General features: G+C 60.1%; 15 protein-coding genes. 7 read left to right on the top strand and 8 right to left on the bottom strand.

The window, feature by feature from the left end:
• Positions 1-36: 36 nt before the first annotated feature.
• Complete coding sequence (gene ccmI, locus ACJO5Y_RS02275) at positions 37-1314, top strand: c-type cytochrome biogenesis protein CcmI (RefSeq protein ID WP_406984759.1); 1278 nt, start codon at positions 37-39, stop codon at positions 1312-1314.
• 28 nt (positions 1315-1342) lie between these two features.
• Here the strand turns inward: ccmI and ACJO5Y_RS02280 are convergent, their stop codons facing one another.
• From ACJO5Y_RS02280 to ACJO5Y_RS02305, 6 genes are read right to left on the bottom strand one after another with little or no spacing between them, the layout of a single operon-like run.
• A complete protein-coding gene (locus ACJO5Y_RS02280; RefSeq protein WP_406984760.1) occupies positions 1343-3082 on the bottom strand; it encodes a BatD family protein in 1740 nt (579 codons plus the stop codon).
• Entirely contained in the window at positions 3076-4887 is a 1812-nt protein-coding gene (locus ACJO5Y_RS02285; protein ID WP_406984761.1) for a VWA domain-containing protein, read from the bottom strand. The genes ACJO5Y_RS02280 and ACJO5Y_RS02285 overlap by 7 nt, the downstream gene beginning before the upstream one ends.
• On the bottom strand, positions 4880-5923 hold the full coding sequence (locus ACJO5Y_RS02290; RefSeq protein WP_406984762.1) for a vWA domain-containing protein: 1044 nt from the start codon (positions 5921-5923) through the stop codon (positions 4880-4882). Before ACJO5Y_RS02290 ends, ACJO5Y_RS02285 begins: the two co-directional genes overlap by 8 nt.
• Positions 5917-6384, bottom strand: coding sequence for a DUF4381 domain-containing protein (locus ACJO5Y_RS02295; RefSeq protein WP_406984763.1), 468 nt, complete (start codon positions 6382-6384; stop codon positions 5917-5919). Before ACJO5Y_RS02295 ends, ACJO5Y_RS02290 begins: the two co-directional genes overlap by 7 nt.
• Entirely contained in the window at positions 6384-7331 is a 948-nt protein-coding gene (locus ACJO5Y_RS02300) for a DUF58 domain-containing protein (protein ID WP_406984764.1), read from the bottom strand. The genes ACJO5Y_RS02295 and ACJO5Y_RS02300 overlap by 1 nt, the downstream gene beginning before the upstream one ends.
• A 9-nt stretch (positions 7332-7340) precedes the next feature.
• Entirely contained in the window at positions 7341-8303 is a 963-nt protein-coding gene (locus ACJO5Y_RS02305) for an AAA family ATPase (protein WP_406984765.1), read from the bottom strand.
• Between the two features lie 143 nt (positions 8304-8446).
• Between ACJO5Y_RS02305 and ACJO5Y_RS02310 the strand changes: the two genes are divergently transcribed.
• The 4 genes from ACJO5Y_RS02310 (at position 8447) to ACJO5Y_RS02325 (ending at position 15529) form a co-directional block, all read left to right on the top strand.
• A complete protein-coding gene (locus ACJO5Y_RS02310; RefSeq protein ID WP_406984766.1) occupies positions 8447-13330 on the top strand; it encodes an NAD-glutamate dehydrogenase in 4884 nt (1627 codons plus the stop codon).
• 66 nt (positions 13331-13396) lie between these two features.
• Entirely contained in the window at positions 13397-14074 is a 678-nt protein-coding gene (can, locus tag ACJO5Y_RS02315) for a carbonate dehydratase (RefSeq protein WP_406984767.1), read from the top strand.
• 124 nt (positions 14075-14198) lie between these two features.
• A complete protein-coding gene (locus ACJO5Y_RS02320; RefSeq protein ID WP_406984768.1) occupies positions 14199-14372 on the top strand; it encodes a hypothetical protein in 174 nt (57 codons plus the stop codon).
• A 110-nt stretch (positions 14373-14482) separates the two neighbouring features.
• The gene (locus ACJO5Y_RS02325; RefSeq protein WP_406984769.1) at positions 14483-15529 is read left to right on the top strand and encodes a methyltransferase; all 1047 of its coding nucleotides are present in this window, start codon (positions 14483-14485) and stop codon (positions 15527-15529) included.
• Between the two features lie 87 nt (positions 15530-15616).
• Here ACJO5Y_RS02325 and ACJO5Y_RS02330 read toward each other — a convergent pair whose 3' ends face one another.
• On the bottom strand, positions 15617-16063 hold the full coding sequence (locus tag ACJO5Y_RS02330) for a hypothetical protein (RefSeq protein ID WP_406984770.1): 447 nt from the start codon (positions 16061-16063) through the stop codon (positions 15617-15619).
• Between the two features lie 119 nt (positions 16064-16182).
• On the opposite strand from ACJO5Y_RS02330, the gene ACJO5Y_RS02335 reads away from it, so the two are divergent.
• Entirely contained in the window at positions 16183-17340 is a 1158-nt protein-coding gene (locus ACJO5Y_RS02335) for a class I SAM-dependent methyltransferase (RefSeq protein ID WP_406984771.1), read from the top strand.
• On the opposite strand, the gene ACJO5Y_RS02340 is transcribed toward ACJO5Y_RS02335, so the two are convergent.
• On the bottom strand, positions 17313-17933 hold the full coding sequence (locus ACJO5Y_RS02340; RefSeq protein ID WP_406984772.1) for a riboflavin synthase subunit alpha: 621 nt from the start codon (positions 17931-17933) through the stop codon (positions 17313-17315). The two genes, ACJO5Y_RS02335 and ACJO5Y_RS02340, sit on opposite strands and share 28 nt — an antisense overlap.
• A gap of 178 nt (positions 17934-18111) precedes the next feature.
• On the opposite strand from ACJO5Y_RS02340, the gene ACJO5Y_RS02345 reads away from it, so the two are divergent.
• Positions 18112-19035, top strand: coding sequence for a hypothetical protein (locus ACJO5Y_RS02345; RefSeq protein ID WP_406984773.1), 924 nt, complete (start codon positions 18112-18114; stop codon positions 19033-19035).
• Positions 19036-19063: the final 28 nt, after the last annotated feature.

Consider the following 19063-nt stretch of genomic DNA (forward strand, 5'->3'; position numbering starts at 1 on the left):
CTACCCAACTCCCCACGGAAACTTCACGATCTTCTTATGACCGATACTTTCTGGATTATCGCCACAGCGTTCATTGTTCTGGCCCTGGCCTTTGTTATCTGGCCACTGTTTTCCCACCCGGCTAACAAACGGCAGCAAACGGATCTCCGTAATCAGAACCTGATGGCGTATCGCTCGCGCATGGCGGAACTGGAGAACGAGTACCAGGCCGGCATTCTTGATCAGGAGAACTATCAACAGCTGAAAGAGGAGCTGGCGGGCAGCATGCTTGACGATGTGCCCGATGCCGACAAGGCGGTGACCAGACCCGCGATGGCCGGGCGTGGCCGCCGCAGCTCGTTGGTGATTGCCTTTGTCTGTCTCTTGCTGGTGCCAGCGGCGGCGATTTTCCTGTACCAGCAATGGGGCGCGATGGACGATCTGGAACAATACCTGGCGATGCAGGAAATGACGGCATCGGATGGCGACCGCGTCGAACAGATGACGCGGCTGACGGCCCAGTTGCGGGAACGGCTGGAAGCCAAACCGGAAAACACCGAAGGCTGGGCCATGCTGGGCCGAAGTTACATGCGTCTGGAACAGTTTGAGGATGCCGCATGGGCATTCGAACGGTTGGCCGAACAGGTTGAAGACGATGACCGGGAGGAAGCCACGGCCTGGGGGTTGTCGGCCCAGGCGCTGTTCTTCAGGAGTCAGGGGGCATTGGACGCCGATGTCACGCGGGCCATCGAAAAAGCGCGCGCGCTGAATCCCGATGAGGTGAATGCCCTCGGGTTATTGGGTATTTCCTCCTTCAGCCAGGAAAACTATGAGGATGCCATCCGCTATTGGGAGCGTATTGTTGAGGCGGCGCCTGATCACCCCCAGCTTGGCTCGATTCGCCAGGGTATTAACGAAGCCTATGAACGTCTCGGGCGTGAAGCGCCGCATACCGCCGAAGAAGCCGTGTCCGGACCGGGGGTGACCGTCCGGATCGAGTTGTCGGAGGCCTTTGCGGGAGAAATCCCGGACGATACCACCCTGTTCGTTTTCGCCCGCGAGGCGGGTAGCCAGGGTTCGGCGCCTCTGGCAGTGGCGCGGTTGAGTGCCGGCGACCTGCCGGCGGAGGTCCGTCTGGATGATGGCAATGCCATGTCACCGGACAACCGGCTCTCCGGGGCTTCCGAAGTTCTGCTGGTTGCGCGCCTGTCCCGTTCCGGCAACGCCATGCCCCAGGCCGGAGACTGGCAGGGCGAGCTGAATGATCCGGTGGCCGTGACTGATGATGAAGGGGTGGCAGCGACCCTGGTGATTGATCATCAGCTGCGGAACTGAAAAAGGCCCCATCCGGGGCCTTTTTCAGTTACTGACTGATCAGTCCTGCCGGGTACAGGGGAGGCAGACCTTGTTTTTTTTCCGGGTGGTTGGCGTCCTTCCCCCGCAGTTTCTTCAGGGCGGTTATCAAAGGCTTGCCGTCCCATTCCACATTACTATGATGCCTGCCGAACAGCCGCCGCTGTAGCACTTCCAGCTCCTGGGTCAGCGTGTCGTCCGCTGCAAAGCGAACGACATCGGCAGCACTGTCAAACTGCTGGTCCTGGAAACAGCGGCTGGCCCACCTGGGTAGCAGTTCAAGGGTTCGCACGGCTCCTGCATCCGCAGCCTGGCACAACTCCCGGAACAGCGCCTTTTCCTGGTGATCGACAGAAGGATGCGCCGATGTCGCAGGCTGTCGTTTCCCGCGGTTCTTCCACCAAGCGAGTGCGGTCACCAGCCAGCCGATGGCCAGTATCAGGCTGAGGATTGGCCAGAACAGGGATGTGGGCGCAGGCTCGCTGTCCTCATCCCCCTCGCGCCTGCTTGCGGCGTTCTCCCCCTGTGTTGGATCTTCTGAGTCCCGAACGGATGTGGAGGCTTGTCCGGGCGGGGCGCTGACTGACAGGGTCCGGGCGGGGATAACGGCGATTTTCTCTTCGTCAGCTTCGGTGTCCCACCACGGAATCCGGATTTCCGGTAACACCAGATCACCGTCCTGAACCGGGACCAGTGCGGTAGTCTGTGTCAGGCTGGATGTTATGCCATCCCGGTCGCTGTCCGCAGCGCGTGCAGGCTGCTCCGGGTAGGTGCGAATGCCGGGAATGCCCTGTTCGGGGAAGGGCGGCAAGGTCTCGGAAGGCAAGCCATGGGCTTCCAGTACCAGCGTTCGGGTCAGGTTTTGACCGGTGGCAAGAGTCTGCTCGTTCGGCAGGCCGGATTCCGAAAGCTCCAGTTGGCTGGCCGGAAGCCAGGTATCACCGCTGAAATCGGCCGGAATGGCTTTGACGGGGATGTCGAACAGCTTTTCGCTGTCACGGAGGAATTTCAGTTGCCCCTCGGGCGTACGGGCACGGCCCTCGAAACGGATGGCGTCGAGGCTGAGTTCCCCGGTCTGTTGCGGGTAAATGGCGTATCGCCTCTCAACCACACGAAAACGGACGCCGTCGCGGTAACGGCTGTATTCCCTCTGCTTACCCAGGCTTTCGATGATGGCGTCCGGATGCTCCGGCTCCGACAGTTCGCCGCGAATGAGATTGCCACTGAAAAACAGTTTGATGGTCAGGACGAGCTGTTCCTGCACATACACTTCGTCCTTGTCGGCAGACAGTTCGATGAAGCTGTCACGGGGCTCGGATTGCTCATCAGGCGACGTTCCGCTGATAACGTTGATATCGACCGGATCGGACCGGGCATCCTGAAAGGTGAGTGCGGGAATGGTCAACTGTCCGGTTTTTTTCGGAGCCAACTGGTAGGTCCAGGTGATTTCGCCCACCATTTCGTTATTCACGGTACGAATACTGTAGCGCTGGTTGCGGCCGACAATGTCGAAGTCTTCTTCCACCTTGTCTATATCCGGTGAGGGCAGGCTGGAGACATCCAGGTCAAACAGATTGCCAAGGTTTACATCGATCTTCATGCTGCCCCTGACGGTCAGTGTCAGGGCCTCGCCCTCGTAAAGCCGGGTGCGGTCTGGCTCCACCGTCAGGTCACTGTCTGCGCTGGCTGGGCCGGCCAGTGCGAGCAGTAGGGTGATCAGAATAAAGGGGATCGCATGCCGTCTTACCATGGGGTGTCGCCCTCATCGGGTTGGGTATCTCGTTGCTGGTATTGCTGGAGAAATTTTCGTTTCAGGAGCCCGCCGGGGTCATCGGGTATTCGTCTCAACCATTGCTCCTGTCCCTGGGTCAGCGGTTCCTCGGAGAGTTCCGCGGGCGCCTGCCGGGTTTGTTCGGCGGTTTCATTCGAGCCGTCTGCCTGGCTGCTACCCTGTTGTTGCTGGTCTTGTGGCGAGGACGGCTCCTGGTCCTGATTGCCGCTCTGTTCGCCCTGCTGGCTCTGTTCGTTGTTCTGCTGCTGGTCGCCGGATGGGTCACCCTGCTGATTGTCCTGGCTTTGCTCGCCGGAGCCACCGCCATTGGATTCCTGCTGTTGCTGTTGGTCCTGTTGGTCCTGTTGCTCATTGTTCTGCTGATCGGAATCGTTGCCTTCTCCGGAATCATTTTGCTGCTGTTGTTGCTCCAGCATTTGCTGAACGATGTCGCGGTTGAAGCGGGCGTCCTCCATGTCTGGCTGGGCCGTCAGGGCCTGATCGTAAGCACTGATCGCTTCCTCGAGTTTGCCGGACCTGGCCAGCGCATTGCCCCGGTTGTAGTGGGCCCGGGGACTGTCGTCGGTGGCAAAGGAATCCACTGCTGCGTCATAGTCGCCGGCACGGTATTGGGCGAAGCCCCGCCATTGCGGGTTCTCCAGCCGCCGGGCTGCCGATTCGGGATCCGTGGCAATCATTTCCGGAGCCCGCTGATCCTCCCGCGACCACAGTTCGGACCATTCCAGCGCAAGGGCTGGCCGGGGAGTCAGCGGAAGGATTGCAAGCAGCGCGACGGCCAGGGCTCCCCGGCGCCAGCCAATGAGTATCAGGGGCAGTGCCAGCCAGAGCAGCCAGTATCCATCATCCTGCCAGCGATCCACCGTCAGGTCCCGTTCACTCTCCTGCCAATCTTCGGCATCCTCGGCCAGCAAGCCCAGGTTGCTGATGTCGGTATCGTCGATGGTCAGTAGATGACTGCTGCCGCCATTGCTTTGGGCCAGGTGCTGTAATGCCGACGGGCTCGCTTTGGTAATCACTATGTCGCCATTATCCCGGATGAATCCCCTTTTGGGCAGTGGAATCGGGCCGCCTTCCGCTGTGCCGACGACGAGGGTGTTGAGGGCAAAACGGCTGCCCTGGAGTTGTTGGGCAATCCGATCCTGGTAGTCATCACGGACATTGTCGGTAATCAGCAGCATCCGGCCTTTGCCCGGGGCCCCCTGTTTCAGCAGTTCCAGGCCCCTGGCAATGCCAAGATCGGCGCGATTGCCCGCCGCCGGCATGATCACCGGGTCGAGTATCTCCAACATACCGGTGATGGTTCTCCGGTCATCGGTCAGAGGGCTGACGGCGTGGGCATCGGCGGCATAGACCACCAGAGCGGTAAGGCTGCCTTCCCGTTGCCTGAGAATATCGCGAATTTTACGTTTGGCCAGTGTCAGCCGGTCTGGCTCAACATCGGTCGCCAGCATGGACAGGGACAGGTCCAGTACGATCACCAGGCTGTCGTTCTGTTGCTGCAGTGGTGTCGGGGCCTGTCGCCAGGCCGGTCCGGCCAGGGCGACGGAGAGAATCAGCAGGGCCGCCGCCGCAGGTAGCACAGGGGAACGTGTGCGGGAGCCTGATTGACCAAACCGGCTGATGAGCGGGCGTAGCATTGGTTCGGGAATGATACGCGACCAGCCGCTGTCGCTTTGGCGTGCCTTGCGGTAGAGCAGGGGCATCAGCGGTATTGCCAGTATCAGCAGTAGCCACAACGGGCGCAGGAAATGGAAATCAGCCATGGGGAGACCTCTGCGCTATGCCGCCGGAGCGTTCACGACCGGATGAGCGTCGGCCAGAGGCACGGGCCAGTTTTAGCAGTTGCAGCAGCAACCACAGCAAAACCGCTGCCGCAGCGGGCCAGACATACAGGTCGGTGACCGGGCGATAGTGTTTGCCCTCCAGCTCGATGGGTTCAAGCTGGTCGATGTTCTCGTAGATCAGTTCCAGTTCCGGCAGGCTGCGGGCCCGGAAGTACTCACCGCCGGTCTGTTCCGCCATGCGCTTCAGCAGGGCTTCGTCCAGATCGCGAGAGGGGTTCACCTGCCTCGATCCCAGCAGACCACGTTGCACCATTGATTCGGCCCCGATGCCGATGGTGTAGATACGCACGCCGGTCGCTTTCGCGATTTCGGTGGCCTTGTCCGGGGTGATCTCACCGGCGGTGTTGGCGCCGTCGGTTAACAGTATCACCACTCGTTGTTCCTGGGGGCGGTCTCTCAGGCGCTTGACGGCCAGGCCGATGGCATCGCCAATGGCTGTAGCGCGTCCGGCCATACCGATACCGGATTCGTGCAGCAGTGTCCGGACAGTGGCCAGGTCAAACGTCAGCGGGGCCTGGATGTAGGGCTCGGTGCCGAATAGCAACAGCCCGAGGCGGTCCCCTTCACGGCGCTGGATGAAATCGTCAACGACCCGCTTGACGGCCTGCAGGCGGTTGATGCCCCGCCCCTGAATGATCATGTCCTGTTCGTCCATGCTGGGTGAGATATCCACCGCCAGTAACAGGTCGCGGCCGCTGACCAGCAACTGAACCGGTTCGCCCACGTGTTGCGGTCTTGCGGCCGCGATCACCAGCAACAGCCACATGACCAGTAACAACGCAACCTGCCACCAGGGCAGCCGGTTTCCGCTGCGGCTGACTCCGGGAAGCTCGGACAGCCAGTGACCCACCGGTAACACCGGCGCATCCACGGACTGCCCCGTGCGCCTTGCAAGCTTCACCAGCAAAGGCGCCAGCACCAGTATCAGTACCCAGGGATAGGCGAGGTTCAGCATTTCTGCCCCTCCAGCCAGGCTCGTGCGAACGCCAGCGCCTGATCCGGCTCGGCGTCGGCTACCGGCTGCCAGCTGCTGTTAATCATGGCATCCACAACGGTGCGTGCTGAAGCACGTTCTTCCGGACTGGTACGGATCAGGAAATCAGCCCACCGCTGCCCACTCATGGCTTCCGGACGTTCGGCGGGATAACGTTCCCGGGCACACTGCTTCAACAATGTATTGAGTTGCGCAAACCACTGAGGTTCCCGCGCTGCGTGACTGGCGAGCTGGTTAAGTTCCCGGCGGGCAACCCTGAGCCAGCGGTTCTTTCTACGCTTGCGACGGACGAACAGCAATCCTGCGATCACCAGCAGCACGCCAAGTGCCAGCAATACCCACCAACCCGGCGCAGGCGGCCAGATGCCGCCGGTTTCCGGCAGATGTATGTCACGGAGCTGGCTTAGCGGATCCTGTTCCATCAACCGATCCTCCCTCGCGGGCCCAGCAAGGATTGCAGGATCACTGCGGGTTCTTCGCCGGTCATCACCGTGGCCGGAGTCACGCCGGAGGTACGGAAGCAGTCCGCCAGTTGTGTTTCATGGTGTGCCACTTTGTCGTGCCAGGCCTGCTGGAAACGTGGGTTGTCGGCATCGAACCACACCGGGCCATCTTCACCGGCAACCGCAAACCGCCCGCTTTCCGGCAGATGAAGTTCCAGGGGATCCGCAATACGTAGCGCGCTGACGGTGTTGTGTCTGGCCAGGGCGCCAAGGAGCCGGGAGGTTTCGGCACTGATGGTGAGGAAGTCGCTGAGCACGAAGATGCGGCTGCCGGTATGGGCGACGCGGCGGGCTTCCCGCAGGGCGGTGTCGAGATTGGCCGTCAGTGATGACACCTGAAGATCGGGGGATTGCCCGGTTTCCGGCGTTTTCTGCAGTCTGGCCAGGGTGTCGAGCAGCTGGAGCACCGATTTCTTGCGGCGGGCGGGACGTAGTACGGTCAGTTCCCTGCCATTGAAGACTATGCCGCCCACCTGATCGCCGGACCACAGCGCCAGCCATGACAGGATGCCGGCAAGCTGGGCGCAGCGCACCTGTTTGTAGGCGCCGGTGCTGGCAAAGAACAGGCTCGGGCCCAGGTCGCATAACAGCAGGACGGGGCGTTCCCGTTCCTCCTCGTAAAGCTTGGTGTGGGGCGACTGGCGCCGCGCGGTCACCCGCCAGTCAATACTGCGAATATCGTCTCCCGGCTGGTATTGCCGGATCTCGGCAAACGCCATGCCCCTGCCACGCATGGGGGACCGTTGCAGGCCCGCCTGCTTGCTGCGCACGGGGCGGGCAGACGGGAGCTTCAGGGCGCGGGCATCGGCCTGGAGACGGATCAGACCGGAAAGGTCGATATGGGTGGCGTCTTGCGCTTGCATCATCGGCTGTAATCAGGCGGTGACAGGGACATGATCGATCAATCGCTGGATCACTGCATCGGCGGTCATGCCTTCGGCCTCGGCTTCGAACGTCAGTAGGATACGATGACGGAGCACATCAAACGCGATGTTGCGGACATCATCCGGACTGACATAGTCACGACCTTCCAGCCACGCCAGGGCGCGTGCGCAGCGGTCCAGGGCGATGGTGCCTCTGGGGCTGGCGCCGAAGGCGGTCCAGCGGGCCAGTTCCGGGTCCAGGCCTTGTGGGTCACGGGTTGCCAGCACCAGCGCCAGCAGGTACTGCTCGACCGGTTCGGCCATGTAGATGTCCGCAATGTCACGCCGCGCCTCGAACACCTGATCCGCACTCAGACGAATCGCGGCGGCAGGCTGACCCTGGCGGTAATCGTTCCGGGCCAGGTGGAGGATGGCCCTTTCGGCATCGGCGGAGGGGTAGTCAATGACCACGTGCATCAGGAACCGGTCCAGCTGCGCCTCAGGCAGTGGATAAGTGCCTTCCTGCTCGATGGGGTTCTGGGTCGCCATCACCATGAACAGCGGATCGAGCGGAAATGTGCGCATGCCCACGCTGACCTGTCGTTCGCCCATGGCCTCCAGCAGTGCCGACTGTACCTTGGCCGGCGCGCGGTTGATTTCATCGGCAAGCACCAGGTTATGGAAGATGGGGCCGTGCTGGAAGTCGAACTGGCCGGTTTCAGCGCGATAGATTTCGCTGCCGGTGACATCCGATGGCAGCAGGTCCGGAGTGAACTGGATGCGGTGGAAATCTCCGTCCAGATGATCGGCCAGTGCCTTGATCGCAGTAGTCTTGGCCAGACCGGGGGCGCCTTCGACCAGCAGGTGTCCGTCGGCGAGCAGGGCGATCAGCAGCCGGTCCACCAGTTTTTCCTGGCCTATAATCCTTTTCGCTAACTGAGACCGGAGTTCCCCAAACGTATGCTGTAGTGACATGGGTAGTGGTTGTTCCTGTGTGGAGGCTCTTTACCTAAGTATTTGCCGCAGTTTTCGCATCTGGGCGGCAAAAATCAAGGGCTTGACTATGCTTATGTGACAATACCCTGATTACGTTTAATTCACACTTACTGAGGTCGACTATGAATGCGCTGACGGTTGCCAGCAAGGAACAGTTTTTTGAACAGCTGGCTGATGCTTTCGCTCAGAAAATCGCGAAGACGGAAGCAAAGAGAATCAGTGAATTTGCCAAGCAGCATTACGCCCATATTCCCCTCGAAGAGCTGGTGAGTCGACGATTCTCGGATACCTACGGCGCCATCCTTGCAGCCTGGCAATTCCTGCAAAAACGCGGCACCGAGAAGACGCCGGTATCGGTTTTCAATCCGGATCTGGAGAGCGATGGCTGGCAGTCGACCCATACCGTCATCTTTATCCTGCACCCGAACATTCCGTTCCTGATTGATTCTATTCGTATCGCCATCAATCAACGGGAAATCGGCACTCACTCGATCCAGCATTCCATCCTGCGGGTGGATCGCGATGAGGGTGGCAAGCTTCAAAAACTGCACTCCACCAAGAAATCGAGTGCGGGGTCCGAGTACGAAGCCTTCATCGTTCTGGAAATTGACCGTCACAGTGCCACGGCCGATCTCAAGGAGCTGGAGGATGTCCTGCAGACCATTCTCCACGAAGTGAGGATTGCGGTTGAGGATTTCCCGGTGGTGACCGGCAAGGTGAATGAAATCATCTCCGAACTGGATGCCACCAATGCCGGGATCAGTGATGAAGACAAAGAGGAGGCCCGGGCATTCCTTAACTGGCTGGTCTCTGACCGGTTCACCTTCCTGGGGTATGACGAATACGATTTCGCGAAGGACAAGAGCGGCATGGTGGTCCGTCGCGTGGAGAATTCCGAACTGGGGATATTGCGGGTCAACAACGAACGCCCCGACAAGGTTCGGCTGAACGAACTGCCCCAGCGCACACGCCACGAAATGACCCGTAGCGATGATATTTTTATCTTTGCCAAATCAGCGCAGCGGTCGCGGGTTCACCGCCCGGCATACCCGGACTACATCGCGGTCAAGAAATTCAACAGCCAGGGCGAAGTGGTGGGTGAGCGGCGTTTCCTGGGCCTGTATACATCCCGCGCCTACAACGAACGCCCAGATGAAATCCCGCTGCTGCGGCGCAAGTTCCAGACCGTAATGAAAAGATCCGGTTTTCTGCGGGATGACTACGCCGGCAAGGAACTGGAACAGATCCTGACCCTTTATCCACGGGATGAGCTGTTCCAGATTGAACCCCAGGAGCTGCTCACTGTTGCCAAGAATATCCTCTATATCCAGGAGCGGCGTCGCATCGAGCTGTTCATGCGGGAAGACGTGTACGGCCAGTTCGTGACCTGCCTGGCGTTCTTCCCGAGGGATATCTACAACACCGAGTTGCGCCTGAAGGTGGAGCAGGTCCTGCTGGACCGGCTGGAAGCCGAAGACATCGAGTTCGTCACCCACTTTTCAGAGTCGGTGCTGGCGCGGGTGCAGTTCACCATTCGCGTTCCCCAGGTTGAGAATCGCCAGCTGCCCATTGCCGAAATTCGCGAGAAGGTGATTGAGTTGGCCCAGTCCTGGCGTGACGGGCTGGCCGAGGCGCTCAACGAAGTCTATGGCGAGGAGCAGGGTAACGAGCTGTACCGGTTATATTCCGGCGGCTTCCCGCCCAGCTATACCGACATGTTCTCCCCCCGGCGTGCCGCCATCGACCTGGAGCACATCACCGGCGCCGCCGATGGCCAACTCACGATGAGTTTCTACCGCGCCCTGGAAGAGGACGAGAACACCCTTCACTTCAAGCTGTTCTATGCGAATGAACCGTTGCCCCTGTCGGACGTCATGCCTGTTTTCGACAACCTGGGGTTCCGGGTGATCGGGGAGCATCCCTTCGAGGTGACCGACCGTAACGGCAAGGTCGTGTGGATCCACGATTTCACCCTCCAGGCGTACAGTGGCAATGTGGTGGATATCCACCGTATTCGCCCGATTTTCGAGGATCTGTTCCGCCGGGTCTGGTATGGCGATGCGGAAAACGATGCCTTTAACCGGTTACTGCTGTCTTCCTACATGAGCTGGCGGCAGATTGCCCTGTTACGGACCTACGCCCGTTACATGAGGCAAATTCGTTTCTCCAACAGTCAGACCTTTATTTCCAACACCCTGGTCAATCACGTGGACCTGGCCCAGGCACTGCTGGAGTTCTTCGAGGTCCGCTTCAATCCGGATCGCTACCAGAGCGAGGGCAAGAGCAGGGCTGCGCAACAGAAGCTGGAGATAGAGTTCAGCGCCGGGCTGGATGCGGTCGAGAACCTGAGCGAGGACCGCGTGCTGCGGCTGTACCTGGAGTTGATGCAGGCGACCCTGCGAACCAACTACTTCCAGCTTGACGATCAGGGCAGCAACAAACCCTACATCAGTGTGAAATTTGATCCGACCCAGATCCCCGACGTGCCGCTGCCGTTGCCGATGTTCGAGATCTTTGTGTATTCACCCCGGGTGGAGGGTGTGCACCTGCGCGGCGGCAAGGTGGCCCGGGGCGGGCTGCGCTGGTCGGACCGGTTCGAGGATTACCGTACGGAAATTCTCGGTTTGGTGAAGGCCCAGCAGGTGAAGAATGCGGTGATTGTACCGGTGGGCGCCAAGGGCGGTTTTGTCGCCAAGCGCCTCCCCGATCCTTCTGACAGGGAAGCCTTCCAGGCGGAAGGCATCGAGGCCTACAAGACGTTCATCCGTGGCTTGCTGGATATTACCGATAACCTGGTGGACTCGGGCATTGAGCCGCCGGAGCGGGTTATCCGTCACGATGAGGACGACCACTACCTGGTTGTAGCGGCGGACAAGGGCACCGCGACCTTCTCCGACATCGCCAATGGCCTGTCGGCAGAATACGGTTTCTGGATGGGCGATGCCTTTGCCTCCGGTGGCAGCAACGGCTACGACCACAAAAAAATGGGTATTACCGCCCGGGGCGCCTGGGTGTCCGTTGAGCGACACTTCCGCGAGATCGGCATCAATCCGGCTCTCGATGAGTTTACCGCCATCGGTATCGGTGATATGGGCGGTGACGTGTTCGGTAACGGGCTGCTGTGTTCCGAGAAGACCCGCCTGGTGGCGGCGTTCAATCACGTTCATATCTTTATCGACCCGACACCGGATGTCGAAAAGAGCTATAAGGAGCGCAAGCGGCTGTTCGGGCTTCCCCGCTCCGCCTGGACGGATTACGACAGCAAGCTGATTTCCAAGGGTGGCGGTGTGTTCAGTCGCAGTGCCAAGTCGATACCGGTCAGCCCGGAAATGAAGAAACTGCTGGGTATCAAGTCGGACCGGGTGCCGCCGAATATGCTGATCACTCACATCCTCAAGGCCCAGGCGGACCTGTTGTGGATTGGCGGTATTGGCACCTATGTGAAAGGCAGGAACGAATCCCACAGCGATGTCGGTGACAAGGCCAATGACGGCCTGCGCATCAATGGCGCCGAGCTTCGTTGCAAGGTGGTCGGCGAGGGCGGCAACCTGGGTATGACCCAGCTCGGCCGCATCGAGTTTGCGCTCAACGGCGGACGGCTGAATACCGATTTCATCGACAACTCTGGCGGCGTTGACTGCTCCGACCATGAAGTGAACATGAAGATCCTGCTCAACCGGGCGGTGGCCCTGGGGGATCTCACCTCCAAGCAACGCAACATCATGCTGGAGGACATGACCGACGATGTGGCTGCCCTGGTGCTGAAGAATAACTACCGTCAGACCCAGGCCATCAGTATCGCCAATGAAGAGGCGAGCACGCGGATGGAGGAATATCGCCGGTTGATGAACACCATGGAAAGCGAGGGCAAACTCAACCGTTCTCTGGAGTTCCTGCCGGACGACGAGACCCTGTCCGAGCGCAAGCTGGACAAGAAGGGGCTGACGCGTCCGGAGCTGTCGGTGCTGATCTCCTACGTAAAGGGCGACCTGAAACAGGCGCTGATCGACAGCACGCTTCCCGATGAGCCGTTGCTGGCCGGTGAAATGTACAAGGTGTTTCCCCAGGCGCTGACCCGCAAGTTCTCCCGGGAGCTGGGCGAGCACCAGTTGCGGCGGGAAATTATTGCCACCCAGATCGCCAATGACATGGTCAACCACATGGGCATTACCTTTGTGGAGCGCCTGTCGCAGTCCACGGGGGCGGACTCTGCCTCCATCGCCCTGGCGTGGATCATTGCCCGGGATGTATTCCGGCTGGATACCTGGTGGGACAAGATCGAATCCCTGGATTTCCATATTCCGGCGCCGTTGCAGATGGAGTTGATGAATGACCTGATGCGGTTGATTCGTCGTTCGGTACGCTGGCTGCTGCGGAATCGCCGTGCCGAGCTCAGTATCCAGACCCACATGGAACGCTTTGCCGACAGTGTGTGGAAAATTACCACCGATCTGCCGGACTATCTGGGCGAGCAGGCGCGGGCCCACTGGGACAAGCGGTTCACCCAATTGACCGGGGCGGGGCTGCCGAAAGAGTTGGCTTCGGTGCTGTCCGGTACCAACTATCTGTATTCCTCATTGGGCATTATCGAAGCCCGCGAGGCAACGGGTATGCCCCTGAAAACCGTGGCCAACCTTTACTATGACCTCGGTGAGAAGCTGGATCTGAGCTGGTTTGCCAATGCGATTGCGGCCCTGCTTCCGGTCTCTCACTGGCAGGCCCTGGCCCGGGAAAGTTTCCGCGAAGACCTGGACTGGCAACAGCGGGCACTGACCACCGGCGTACTCAGACTCGCTGGCAAACCCGGTGAAGTGCCGGCTTGCGTGGACAACTGGATGGCCCGGCACGACACCATGATCAGTCGCTGGAAATCCATGTTGACGGAGCTGAAGGGTGTTCGCGAGCCGGAGTACGCCATGTTCTCGGTGGCCCTGCGAGAGTTGCTGGATCTGGCCCAGGCGACCATGCACAGTTCACACGGTGACGACGATGCTGCGACCAACTGAGTATTGCGTTAATCCGCTGATTACCGTTCAATTCCGTTATCGGAATAACCAGCAGGAGAATGGTATATGGGGCAATTGGATCATCTTCTGAAAAATAACGAGTCCTGGGCGGATGGCATAAAAGCGCGGGACCCCGAGTTTTTCAATCGCCTGGCGAATCAGCAGGCGCCGGAATACCTCTGGATTGGTTGCGCGGACAGCCGCGTGCCCGCCAACCAGATTGTCGATTTGCTGCCCGGTGAGCTGTTTGTGCACCGGAACGTGGCGAATGTGGTGGTTCATACCGATTTCAACTGTCTGTCGGTGCTCCAGTTCGCCATCGACGTGCTTAAGGTCAAGCATGTGATGGTGGTGGGGCATTACGGTTGCGGTGGTGTCCGGGCAGCCTTGCTGAATGAAGGTTTCGGACTGATCAGCAACTGGCTGCGCCACGTTCAGGATGTGCGGGACAAATACCTGCCGGTGCTCGACGAGATCTCCAGCGAACAGGATCGGGTTGATCGCCTGTGTGAACTCAACGTGGTTGAGCAGGTGGGGCACGTGTGCCAGAACAGCATTGTGCAGGAAGCCTGGCGTCGCGGTCAGCCGTTGACGGTCCACGGATTTGTCTACGATGTTGCTGACGGTTTATTACGGGATATGGGGCTGTCCATTTCCGGTGAACAGGAGCTTGAGGGCGTGCAGCAGAGCAGTGTGGATGAGCTGATTCTGCGTCCGGTACGTGCCAGTCGCCAGAAAAAGTAATTCGGAAACTGTCAATTTGTGTCAATAAATCGTGACGAGGGTCACTTGTTGACCCCTGTCGTCATCACAGATAGCCTCCGGTGGTTTCGGTACACTTGTACCGTAGTCAGTCAGGAGGTGAGCAATGCGAGAATTGATGCAAAAAGCTCTGGATGCATTGAACCAGCGCAAGAGCGTTGACGATTCTGTCGAGCATAACCACAGGCGCGAGCAACCCCGCCCACCCGCACAACGGGAAGACTGGGGGATGTCTCCGGAAGACGCCCTGCGGGTCGGTACCGTGGCACGGTACAAGTAAGCGCATTCCTGTTCATAGCTCCCCGGCCTGGAGTCTGATGGACCGAGACTCCAGGTCCGAATCCGGTTAGAGTATGCCGCCTGTAAACCAGTTCGGGATATTCCAAACCAATGTCTGCATTACCCAATGCCCATGAGGCCCTGCTCAGAAATCGCGACCTGATCCGGGGACGCCTTGCCCTGATCGGGCTCTCCGATGCCGCCCTGTTGTCCCGTTTGCCCGCCGGTGGGCTGGCGATGACCGAACACGCGGGAGTATTTGCCCAATTTCCAGTACTGAAAGGCTGGCTTCCCGCCTTTGGTTATGACGACCAGGCCCTGCAATCGGCTTCTGCCGATACCGTGGTGGTATTCCTGCCCAAGGCACGCGCGGAATTGACCTTCCGGCTGGAACTGGCGCGTTGGCTGGCGGATGACGGTGCCAGGCTGATCCTGATTGGTGAGAAACGCGAGGGGATTGCCGGGGCGGTCCGGCAACTGAAGGAGGTTGCTCCCGATGCCGCCAAGGTGGATAGCGCCCGCCATTGCCAGGTGTGGCTGGCTGAGTCGTTCACGCCGGTCTCCGCCTTTGACCTTGAGGCCTGGATGCAATGGCATGCAGTGGAATGTGCAGGGGTAAACGTGGATGTGGCCGGCTTGCCCGGGATCTTCAGCGACGGGGAGCTGGATGACGGCACGGCGATGTTGCTGCGTAGCCTGGCCGAACAGCCTCTTTCCCGCGGGCATGCACTGGATTTTGCCTGCGGGGCTGGTGTTATTGGCAGCTGGCTTCAGTGCTGGCAGCAGGCGCAGGGTATTGAGCCTTCCCCGGTTGATGCGGTAGACGTCCAGTCCCAGGCGGTGATCTGCGCGAAGGCGACATACGCCAACGCCCGGGCCCTCGGGGATGTTGTGGCGTCTGACGGGTTGGCGGGCGTGACCCGGAAGTATCGTGCCATAGTGACCAATCCCCCGTTTCACGCCGGGGTGCGAACAGACATTTCAATGACCGAGCGCTTTCTACAGCAGGCGGCAGTGCACTTGCAGCCGGGGGGCGAACTGAGGCTGGTGGCCAACAGTTTTCTGCCCTATGAGGCGCTGATGGCCAAGTGCATTGGTCCGGTGACGCGGCTGCAATCCGACAAGCGTTTTACCGTGTATTCCGCCAGGCGCCGATAACCGGCGGAACGTTTCTCCGGACGAAAAAAAGCCCCTGGGGTGAGGGGCAAAAAGGCTGCTTCCAAAAGAAAGGGAGACAACCTGAAATCATTCTTCCCGGCTGGTGTCGTCCTGCTCGCGGGCGGTGCGGCGTGGCGTCAGTTCCCGTACCTGCTCAAGCAGGCGGCGTGCTTCGGATTCGGCGCGGTTACGGGCTTCGGTGAGCTTGGGCTTGACCTCGGCCTCGTAGGTTTTGCCCGCCTTATCGGTAAAGTAGGCGGTCATCATGTTGGCATCCCACCACAGTTTCTTGCGCAGGTCGTAGGTGGCGACATCCAGACGCAGGGTCAGTTCGCGGAACGTCGGGTTCTTGCTGCGAATCTGGCTGACCACGTCAGACAGGCTGCGGGGCTCGGATACGTCGGCGCCCATATTGGTCAGAACCTTTTTCAGTTCGGCGGATGCCTTGTCGAGCTGCGGGCGCAACTGGCCTTCAACGCGTTTGCCGGCGGCCTGGACGGACTCAAAGCGGTTCTTGATGGAATCGCGAATCATAGTGGCTCTCTCATCTGAATCGGTTGTAAATCAACTTGACGGGCACTTTAGGGTTAATTTCTAGAATAATCAGCCTAGAATGGTCCCGCCCTGTAAAACCGCCTGATCTGGTGCCCGAAATGACAAATGACACCCTGCAAACGCCGAAAGGCGCTCTGACCCTGAAACGCCCTGGCAACACGGATCGCAGCCTCCGGGCCTGGGATGCTGCCGATGAGTTGCTGCTGGAACAGGTGTATGCCCGGATGCCGGAGGCTGTCGGTTCGCGGGTGCTGGTGGTGGATGACCAGTTCGGTGCGCTCACCCTGGGGCTCGGCAGCCTGGGCCCGGAATCATTGGCAGACAGCGCCAGCCTGGGAGAGGCCCTGGTCCTGAACGGTCGCCTGAACGGAGAGGTCCGTGTGGCAGCCCCGGAGAGCTGGCTGACGCCGCCCCAAGGGCTTTTTGATGTCATCGTCATGCGGATTCCCCGGCAGCTGGATTATTTGAGCTGGCTGCTGCGCTGGGCAAACGATGTGCTGGCTCCCGACGGCGTCCTGATTGCCGGTGGTATGATCAAGCACCTGCCGGACCGGAGTGTTGAGTTGTTCAGCGACCTGGTTCGGACGAAGCAGGTCTGCCCCGCACGCAAGAAAGCCCGCGTGGTGATATGCGGGCCGGGCGAGCAGGGGCTGGAAGATTGGCAGGGGCAGTGGAAAGGCTACCCGTTGGGTGAGGGCGGTAGTGTCAGTGGCCTTCCCGCAGTATTTGCGCGGGAGCGTCTGGATATCGGTACCCGGCTGTTGCTGCCGGACGTTCGTCATGGGGCCGCCAGGCTGGCGCCCGGGGCAAGAGTGCTGGACCTGGCCTGCGGCAACGGCGTTCTCGGGCTTGAGGCGTTGGCCGCCCAGCCGGCGCTCAGCGTGGTGTTCAGCGATGTATCCAGTCAGGCAGTCGCCAGTGCGCGGCACAATGTTGAAAGGTTGGCGCCGGATGCAGAGACCCGCTTCTGTCATGGGGACGGGGTTCCGGAAGACGCGGGAGAGTTTGATCTGATCCTGCTCAACCCGCCATTCCATGAGGGCGGCGTGGTGGGCGATCACATCGCGCTGCGATTATTTCAGCAGGCTGCCCGGCATCTGGCGAAAAGCGGGCAGCTGTTGATGGTGGGTAACCGGCACCTGGGTTATCACCGCAGCCTGCAACGGTATTTTCCTGTGGTTACCCAGTTGCAGGCCGATCCCAAATTCGTGGTGTTTTCAGCCCGCCATCAGTCCCTGGGAGCGGGGCGGTCATAACCCAGCCTGTCGAGGGTGTCCACAATGGTCTGGGTCTGGCTGTCGATCTCGATATTAGCCACATCACCTTCCCGAATATCGCCAAATGTGGTGGCCCTCAGGGTTTCCGGGATCAGGTGGACGTTAAAGCGATTGCCGGTCACCTCGCCAATGGTCAGGCTGGCACCGTTGATGGCGATGTAGCCCTTGGGGAAGATGTACCTTGCCCAGGCCTCCGGCACTTCAAACTCGATGGTGACGTTGTTCTCAGGCCGCTCAATGGACGCCACGGTCGCGGTGGTATGGACGTGGCCTGACAGCAGGTGGCCGCCGATTTCATCACCGATGCGCGCTGCCCGCTCGAAGTTCACCCGGTCGCCCTGGGTCAGCTTTCCCAGTGTGGTCAGTCTCAGGGTTTCCTGCATGGCATCGAAGTACAGGCAGTCGCCTTCCTGACGGGTGACGGTCAGACAGGCTCCGTCAATAGAGACAGAAGCGCCAATGGTCACGCCTTCAGTCCGGTCCGCCGGGAGCTGGATGGCGTAAGTGTTCAGGCCGGGGGCCGTGGACACTTCCTGAATGGTGGCAACGCCTTGAACAATGCCAGTGAACATGGACTACCCTCATAGTGGGGCCGGCAGCTTCGGGCCGGCGAAATACCGGCAAAGCATAGCGACCTGGTGCCGTGATGCCAAGGGGTCAAGGTTATCGTAAAGTGGTCGATACACAAGTATTGGATAATCGCGGGGCCGGTTTGAGCGGTCACTGGCAAGGGCTTGGTTGGTAGGGGCTATGGCAGAAAAACGACAGACAGCGCAGAATCCCGGAGAGCCAGTGTTGCGGCAGGGCCGTGCGGCGGATCCTGTGCCTGCGGCCGGCGCTCCGAATGTGCCCGCCGAAGCCAGGGGCGATGCCCGCGTTGCCAGGCAGTCTTTCCCGTCGACCGATCGGGCGGTGGAGGCTGCGTCGGAAGCGGAGAGCCGGGCAGAGGAAGCGACAAGCGCCGATGCAGTGGCTGATGAAGTGCAGGGCGGTGCCGCCGAATCATCGGAGGAACCAGCAGCCATTGAAAGAGCTCTGGCGGAGTCCCGTCAGAGGAAGCTGCGATTGATGCTGAAGCAGTGCGACCGCGTACTGCTGATGGATTTCGATACCCTTGCCATGTCGGGATGGCCTGACAATTATTCCCTCGCCACCGCCAGACGTAGCCGGGACCTCTGGCTGTTCAGCGCGCTGGTGGCTGCGCTGATTTTCCTCAGCGGACTGACCGGGTTTGTGCCGGCATGGATTGCCGGCGGCGGCTTTGGCGCGTTCGTCATTATTCTCATGCTGGGGGTGCCGGCCGTTCGCCGAGTCTACACTTCGCGCCCCTCCTACCTTGATCTCATCGTGATGCGGCAGCGGTTGTTGCGGGATGCCCGCAAGCATATCGAGCATCTGGAAGGAAAGGAGGGGCTGATCTGGCAGTGTGCCCGCATGGCGGAGTTCAATACAGCCCTGCGTTCGTCGCGGTTCAGCGAGCTGCTGGCCCTGTCGGAACACCGGACCCTGGCCCGGAACATGACTCGCCGCGAGTATATCCGGCTTTATCTGATCTACCTGATGGAGGCGGAAAAGGCCTACGACCGGGTTCAGAAAGCCTTTTTTGATGGCAATCAGGAGGCGATTGACCGGGGCTGGGCGTCAGTGGCGGCATCACCCGAGCAGAGAGCTTGACATGAGGGTGTCTCAAACGTATGTTTCA

Source organism: Marinobacter alkalisoli (assembly GCF_045449855.1).
Lineage (GTDB): Bacteria > Pseudomonadota > Gammaproteobacteria > Pseudomonadales > Oleiphilaceae > Marinobacter.

Excerpts from the sequence above, each read along its gene's own strand:
- ACJO5Y_RS02320 (WP_406984768.1), top strand. The coding sequence starts at position 14,199 with ATGCGAGAATTGATGCAAAAAGCTCTGGATGCATTGAACCAGCGCAAG.
- ACJO5Y_RS02285 (WP_406984761.1), bottom strand. The coding sequence starts at position 4,887 with ATGGCTGATTTCCATTTCCTGCGCCCGTTGTGGCTACTGCTGATACTG.
- ACJO5Y_RS02305 (WP_406984765.1), bottom strand. The coding sequence starts at position 8,303 with ATGTCACTACAGCATACGTTTGGGGAACTCCGGTCTCAGTTAGCGAAA.
- ACJO5Y_RS02325 (WP_406984769.1), top strand. The coding sequence starts at position 14,483 with ATGTCTGCATTACCCAATGCCCATGAGGCCCTGCTCAGAAATCGCGAC.
- can (WP_406984767.1), top strand. The coding sequence starts at position 13,397 with ATGGGGCAATTGGATCATCTTCTGAAAAATAACGAGTCCTGGGCGGAT.
- ACJO5Y_RS02335 (WP_406984771.1), top strand. The coding sequence starts at position 16,183 with ATGACAAATGACACCCTGCAAACGCCGAAAGGCGCTCTGACCCTGAAA.
- ACJO5Y_RS02280 (WP_406984760.1), bottom strand. The coding sequence starts at position 3,082 with ATGGTAAGACGGCATGCGATCCCCTTTATTCTGATCACCCTACTGCTC.
- ACJO5Y_RS02330 (WP_406984770.1), bottom strand. The coding sequence starts at position 16,063 with ATGATTCGCGATTCCATCAAGAACCGCTTTGAGTCCGTCCAGGCCGCC.
- ACJO5Y_RS02300 (WP_406984764.1), bottom strand. The coding sequence starts at position 7,331 with ATGATGCAAGCGCAAGACGCCACCCATATCGACCTTTCCGGTCTGATC.
- ACJO5Y_RS02295 (WP_406984763.1), bottom strand. The coding sequence starts at position 6,384 with ATGGAACAGGATCCGCTAAGCCAGCTCCGTGACATACATCTGCCGGAA.
- ACJO5Y_RS02310 (WP_406984766.1), top strand. The coding sequence starts at position 8,447 with ATGAATGCGCTGACGGTTGCCAGCAAGGAACAGTTTTTTGAACAGCTG.
- ACJO5Y_RS02290 (WP_406984762.1), bottom strand. The coding sequence starts at position 5,923 with ATGCTGAACCTCGCCTATCCCTGGGTACTGATACTGGTGCTGGCGCCT.
- ccmI (WP_406984759.1), top strand. The coding sequence starts at position 37 with ATGACCGATACTTTCTGGATTATCGCCACAGCGTTCATTGTTCTGGCC.
- ACJO5Y_RS02340 (WP_406984772.1), bottom strand. The coding sequence starts at position 17,933 with ATGTTCACTGGCATTGTTCAAGGCGTTGCCACCATTCAGGAAGTGTCC.
- ACJO5Y_RS02345 (WP_406984773.1), top strand. The coding sequence starts at position 18,112 with ATGGCAGAAAAACGACAGACAGCGCAGAATCCCGGAGAGCCAGTGTTG.